At 60.1% G+C, this 5964-nt stretch carries 5 protein-coding genes; all 5 read left to right on the top strand.

The window, feature by feature from the left end:
• Positions 1 to 228 precede the first annotated feature (228 nt).
• Complete coding sequence (locus Q1W40_RS13725; protein ID WP_300713003.1) at positions 229 to 1761, top strand: glycerol-3-phosphate dehydrogenase/oxidase; 1533 nt, start codon at positions 229 to 231, stop codon at positions 1759 to 1761.
• A 42-nt stretch (positions 1762 to 1803) separates the two neighbouring features.
• A complete protein-coding gene (locus tag Q1W40_RS13720) occupies positions 1804 to 2952 on the top strand; it encodes a Gfo/Idh/MocA family oxidoreductase (RefSeq protein ID WP_300713001.1) in 1149 nt (382 codons plus the stop codon).
• Between the two features lie 116 nt (positions 2953 to 3068).
• The gene (ugpC, locus tag Q1W40_RS13715) at positions 3069 to 4148 is read left to right on the top strand and encodes a sn-glycerol-3-phosphate ABC transporter ATP-binding protein UgpC (protein ID WP_300712999.1); all 1080 of its coding nucleotides are present in this window, start codon (positions 3069 to 3071) and stop codon (positions 4146 to 4148) included.
• 48 nt (positions 4149 to 4196) lie between these two features.
• A complete protein-coding gene (locus Q1W40_RS13710; protein ID WP_300712998.1) occupies positions 4197 to 5462 on the top strand; it encodes an ABC transporter substrate-binding protein in 1266 nt (421 codons plus the stop codon).
• 75 nt (positions 5463 to 5537) lie between these two features.
• Positions 5538 to 5964, top strand: a 427-nt coding sequence (locus Q1W40_RS13705; protein WP_300712997.1) for a sugar ABC transporter permease, incomplete at its 3' end; no start/stop codon positions are given.

Raw genomic sequence — 5964 nt, 5'->3', positions numbered from 1 at the left:
GCCTTGCTCGCGCACGGATTGCAAGATGGCAATTTGTCTGGGGTTCAGGGCCATGAGTGTGCTCGTTGGGGTGCGGGAGTAGGGGTCTTCACTAGGCTGACAAGAATAACGCAATTTGCGCGCATGGGCTCTATACAATCAAAAACGAATCGAATAAATCATAAATTGTTGATTGTTTAGGGCCTTATTTTGAAAAATCAGGGTTTGGGTGGTGAGGCAAAAGACGCCGTGTGGGATCTCTTGGTCATCGGCGGTGGCGCCACGGGCTTGGGTGTGGCGGTGCAAGCCGCGCTGGAAGGCCGCCGCGTGACCCTGGTGGAAGCGCGGGACTTTGCCGCTGGAACTTCTTCGCGATCCACCAAATTGCTGCACGGCGGCGTGCGTTATTTGGCGCAGGGCCGTTGGCGTTTGGTGCGCGGGGCTTTGCGTGAGCGGGCCACGGTCTTGGCGCTGGCGCCGCATCTGGCGCAGCCCTTGGCATTTGTGGTGCCGGGCAGGGGCTGGTGGTCTTGGGCGTGGACGGGGCTGGGGCTCAAGGCTTACCAATGGTTGTCTGGCCGCATGAGCTTGGGGCCCACGACAGCTTTGTCAAAGGCGGCATTGCTGCGCTGTTTGCCGGGTTTGCCGCGCATGTTGGCGGGGGCTGTGGCGGGCATGCGTTACTGGGATGGCCAGTTTGAAGACGCCCGGCTGGCCCTGGCCTTGGCCAAAACGGCGCGCCAGGCCGGGGCCAGCGTGCACAACCACATGCGGGTCACGGCTTTGGCGCCCTCGGCGCAAGGCTGGCAAGTCAGCTTGTTCAACGAACGGGATGGCCAGACCTCGACCCTGCAGGCCCGTTGCGTGGTCAACGCCACCGGGGTTTGGGTGGACGCTTTGCGGCAAATGGTTTTGCAGCCTTGGGCGGGCCAAGAGCCGGTCAAAGCGCTGGTCAAGCCCAGCCAGGGCGTGCACATGGTGGTGGCGCGGGAGAGTTTGCCCATTCAAGAGGCGGTCTTGATTCCCCGCACCGCCGATGGCCGGGTCTTGTTTGCGGTCCCCTGGTTGGGCGCCACCGTGATCGGCACCACCGACACACCACGCAGCGATGCGCCGCTGGAGCCTTTGCCGATGCAAGAGGAGCTGGATTTTCTGTTTCGCGAAACGCGCCAGGCTCTGGGCGTGGACTTGACGCGGGCTGATGTGCGCAGTGTTTGGGTGGGGCTTCGCCCCTTGGTCGATAAAGTCCAGGGTGGCGTGACCAGCCAGATGTCGAGGGAGCACCTCATTCGCCGCGAAGCGCCCGGGCTGTTCACCGTGACCGGCGGCAAATGGACGACCTACCGCAGCATGGCCGCGCAGGTCATGCACGCGATGCTGGAACACCACGATTTGCCGTCTGCCGCGCAAGGGCCGGCCAAAACAGGGCAGCACCGGCTGGTCGGTGCGCCCGAGGCGGGCCAAGCCGTGCATGCGATCAGCGAAGCGCCCGGCTTGCATTTGTGGGGCAGCGAAGCCGCTTTGGTGCAGGCGCTGCCGGGTGCCGAGCGCGATCTGGGCATGGGCCTGACCGAGGCGATGGTGCGTTTTGCCGCACGCAACGAGTGGGCCCTGACGGTTGAGGATATGCTTGCGCGTCGCTGGCGTGCGCTGTTTCTGGATGCGCGGCAAGCGGCCCGGATGGCGCCAGCGGTGGCAGCCTTGCTGCAAGCAGAAACCGGGATCGATCCCCAGCTGGATGCATTTTTGGCTTTGTGCCAGCGCTACACGCTGGCCGACTGAATTTTTAAACTTGAATTGAACACAGAACGGGCTTTGAACACGATGACAACGGCAAGCATCAGCACCACACGTTACGGCATCATCGGCTGCGGCATGATGGGCCAAGAGCATTTGCGCAACATCGCCTTGCTGCCTGGGGCGCAGGTGACGCGCATTTTTGAACCCGATGCCGCCATGCTGGCGAGCAGTTTGGCCTTGGTGCCGGGCGCGCAAAGTGCCGCGAGCCTGGCCGAGGTGGTGCAGTCGCCCGATGTGGATTGCCTGCTGATCGCCAGCCCCAACTTTTGCCATGCCGAGCAGTTGCGCGAGATCGCCCGCCTGCGCCCACTGCCGGTGCTGCTGGAAAAGCCCGCCTGCACCAGCTTGGACGATGTGCGCAGCCTGGCGGCCTTGCAGGCCAGCTACCCTGCGCCGATCTGGGTGGCCATGGAATACCGTTACATGCCCCCCGTGACCGCCTTGGCGGGCGAGGTCCATGGTCAGCACAACACCGGCCCGGTCAAGATGATCACCATCCGGGAGCACCGGTTTCCGTTTCTGGTCAAGGTGGGCGACTGGAACCGTTTCAACCGTTACACCGGCGGCACGCTGGTCGAAAAGTGCTGCCACTTCTTCGACCTGATGCGCCACCTGACCCAAAGCGAGCCGGTGCGCGTTTACGCCTCGGCCGGGGTGGACCACAACCACCTCGATGAAACCTATGCCGATGGCACGCCGGACATTCTGGACAACGCCTATGTGATCGTGGATTTCGCATCGGGGCAGCGGGCCATGCTGGAGCTGTGCATGTTTGCAGAAGGCGCCCGGTATCAGGAAGAAATCTCGGTCGTGGGCCCCAAGGGCAAAGCCGAATGTTTCGTGCCGGGCCCGGGTCGCTTTTGGCCCGAGCACCTGGGCGACGCGCCCGTGCCCAAGCTGGTCATCAGCCCCCGCGAGCCCAAAGGCCCGCGCGAGCTGGATGTGCCGGTCGACCCCCAGGCCTTGGCCGCAGGCGACCACAACGGGTCGACCTTGTACCAGCACCAAAAGTTCAACGCCGTGGTGAGGGGGCAGGGCGCGGTCGAGGTGGGCTTGCGCGATGGCTTGGCAGCCGTGATCATGGGCCTGGCTGCGCAGGAGTCAGCCCGAACCGGTCAGGCGGTCGATCTGACCCGGGGCGATTTCTCTTGGGCGCAGTTGCTCAAATTTTAAGCGTTTGGGTCCTGGCCTTCGCGATAACCCCAACATCTTTATTGACTCAAGTCATCTATTATTCATTCACGCCACAGCGGCGGCTTGTTTTCCAATATCACCAGAGTTAAAAGCACATGGCATCGGTCCAGCTTCGTCAAGTTCAGAAATCCTACGACGGGAAAAACAAGGTCATCCACGGCATTGATCTGGACATCCGCCATGGCGAGTTCGTGGTGTTTGTCGGTCCATCGGGCTGCGGCAAGTCCACCTTGCTGCGCATGATCGCGGGCCTGGAAACCATCACCGAGGGCGATGTGCTGATCGATGGCAAGCGTGTGAACGATGAGCCGCCTCGCAACCGGGACATCGCCATGGTGTTTCAAGACTATGCGCTGTATCCGCACAAGAGCCTTTATGACAACATGGCGTTCGGCTTGCGTTTGCGAAAGACACCTGAAGAAGAAATCAAAACGCGCGTGATGGATGCGGCTCGTTTGCTGCGCATCGACCACATGCTGGACCGCAAACCAGCGGCTTTGTCTGGCGGACAGCGCCAACGGGTTGCCATTGGCCGGGCCATCGTTCGACAACCCAAGGTTTTTTTGTTTGACGAGCCTTTGTCGAATTTGGACGCTCAGTTGCGCAACGAAATGCGCAGCGAAATCAAAAAGCTCCATCAGCGCCTGGGTGCCACCATCATTTATGTGACGCACGACCAAGTCGAAGCCATGACCTTGGCCGACCGCATTGCCGTGCTCAGTGCTGGGCACAAAATGCAATACGCCAGCCCTGACGAGATCTACAACCGTCCTGCCGCGCAGTTTGTGGCGGGCTTTACGGGCAGCCCGCCCATGAATCTGGTGGCCTGTCACATCGATGCTTTGGGCGCCGATCTTGGCTTGGGTGCCCGAATCGCATTGCCTGCCGAGTTGCTGGCGCGTGCTGGCAGCTCTGCGGGGCATGTTTTTGGTATCCGCCCGGAAAACCTGGCGCTGGCGCCTCGGCATGTGCCCGGCGAGGTGGCCGTGCCTGCCAAGGTGGTCATCAGCGAGCCCTTGGGTGCAGAGACACTGGTCACATTCCAAGTGGGGCAGGTGGAGTTGGTCGCGCGGTGTGCGGCCAGTTTCAAGTCCCCTTCAGGCACTGCGCAAACACTCTACCTCGATCCCTCGGCCATGCATTTGTTTTGTCAGGCCTCGGGGCAGGCGATTTGACAAAGTTTTTTTGTAAGTCCATTTGATTTCAACCCCAAGGAGACATCCATGAAGAAGCGTCACGCCATCAAACTGGCTGCTGTGGCCCTGGCCAGCACACTGGCCGCAGGTGCAGTCTGGGCTCAGCAAACCACCTTGCGTGTGTTCGTTGGCCCCAACCAGCGCCCCGATTTGCAAGCCAAATTGTTCGAGCAGTACAACAAGGCCAATCCGGGTGTCAAAGTCGAGATCGAAACCGGCGGCGCAACGTCCGAATTGCAGCGCCAGTACCTGTCCACCGTGCTCAACGCCAAGGACTCGGCCATCGACCTGTTCCTGATCGACATCGTCAACCCCGCGCAATACGCCTCCAAAGGCTGGATCGAACCTTTGGACAAGTACGTCGGTGGGGCCGCTGTGCTCAAAAATGACTACCTGCCGGTCTATCAAAATGCCAACGTGATCGGTGGCAAGCTCTATGCCATGCCCAGCCAGGGCGATGCCATGTTCATGTATTACCGCAAGGACTTGCTGACCAAACACGGTGTGGCCGAACCGAAAACCTGGGATGAGTTGGCCGCAGCAGCCAAGAAGGTCATGGCTGCAGAAAATGCCCCCAATCTTCAAGGCCTGTCCATTCAGGGTGCGCCCATTGAAGGTGCTGTTTGCACTTTCTTGTTGCCTTATTGGGGGCAGGGCAAACAATTCAACGATGCCGGTGGCAAGTTGACCCTCGACAAGGCGGCGGCTGTCAAAGGTTTGAACAACTGGCTGAGCATGGTCGATCAAGGCGTGATCAAAAAGAACGTCGCTGAAGTCACCACCCCGGTTACTGTCAACGAATTCAAAGCCGGTCAGGCTGTGTTCGCGATCAACTGGGGCTTTGCCTTCGACCGCTTCAAGGACGATGCTGACTCCAAGGTCAAAGGCAACGTGGGCGTGATGCCTTTGCCCGCCATGACCGGTGGCAAGTCGGCGACCTGCATGGGTGGTTGGCAGTGGGCCATGAATGCCTATGGCAAAAACAAGGATGCGGCGGGCAAGCTCATCCAGTACCTGTCGTCCAAAGAGGCCAGCGCCTTCATCGCTCGCGAGGGCTCGATCTTGCCGGTGTTCCAAAGCGTGTATTCGGATCCAGCGGTCAACAAAGCCGTGCCATGGTTCAAGGACGCTTTGCCCGTGGTCTTGGGCGCTCAGAGTCGCCCGATGGTCGAAGATTACGGCCAAGTGTCGGACATCATCCGGACCACCACCAGCGCCATTTTGGCCCGCACCAAGACGCCTGAGGCCGGTGTGGATGAAATCGCAGCCCGTGTTGGCAGACTGATGCGCTGAAGGCTCTTTGAGCCGATCTGACGCCGGACCCCTCAGGGTCCGGCGCAGTTGCCCCCAAATCTATTGAACGTTGCCATGTTGTCCAAATTGCGCGATCCCAGTGAAAAAACGCTTGCAGTGCTGCTTTTGGCACCCGCATTTTTGTTGCTGCTGATGATCGTGGTTTATCCGATCGGCAAGCTGGTTTACAACAGCCTGTATGCGGTGGACAAGAACGGGGCGTTTCTGGGTTTGCAAAATTACATCGATGTCGTGCAGGACCCTTTGTTCTGGAACGCCACGAAAAACACCTTGCTGATCACCCTGATCACGGTGCCTGGTGCATTGATCGCCGGGCTGGCATTGGCCATGTTGGCCAACTTGCCCTTCAAGCGCAAATGGCCCGTGCGTTTGTCTTTGCTCTTGCCCTGGGCCTTGCCGCTGTCTTTTGCCGGGCTGATTTTTGCTTGGTTTTTTCACACCGAGTACGGCGTTGTCAACGATGTGATGAACCGGCTGGGCT

Source organism: Limnohabitans sp. (assembly GCF_030158565.1).
Classification (GTDB): Bacteria; Pseudomonadota; Gammaproteobacteria; order Burkholderiales; family Burkholderiaceae_C; genus Limnohabitans_A.
The sequence above is the reverse complement of the archived record's forward strand: the minus strand, read 5'-3'. Positions and strand labels throughout refer to the sequence as shown.

What these genes read in the sequence shown, in the direction of transcription:
- Q1W40_RS13720 (WP_300713001.1), top strand. Translation starts at nt 1,804, where the DNA reads ATGACAACGGCAAGCATCAGCACCACACGTTACGGCATCATCGGCTGC.
- ugpC (WP_300712999.1), top strand. Translation starts at nt 3,069, where the DNA reads ATGGCATCGGTCCAGCTTCGTCAAGTTCAGAAATCCTACGACGGGAAA.
- Q1W40_RS13710 (WP_300712998.1), top strand. Translation starts at nt 4,197, where the DNA reads ATGAAGAAGCGTCACGCCATCAAACTGGCTGCTGTGGCCCTGGCCAGC.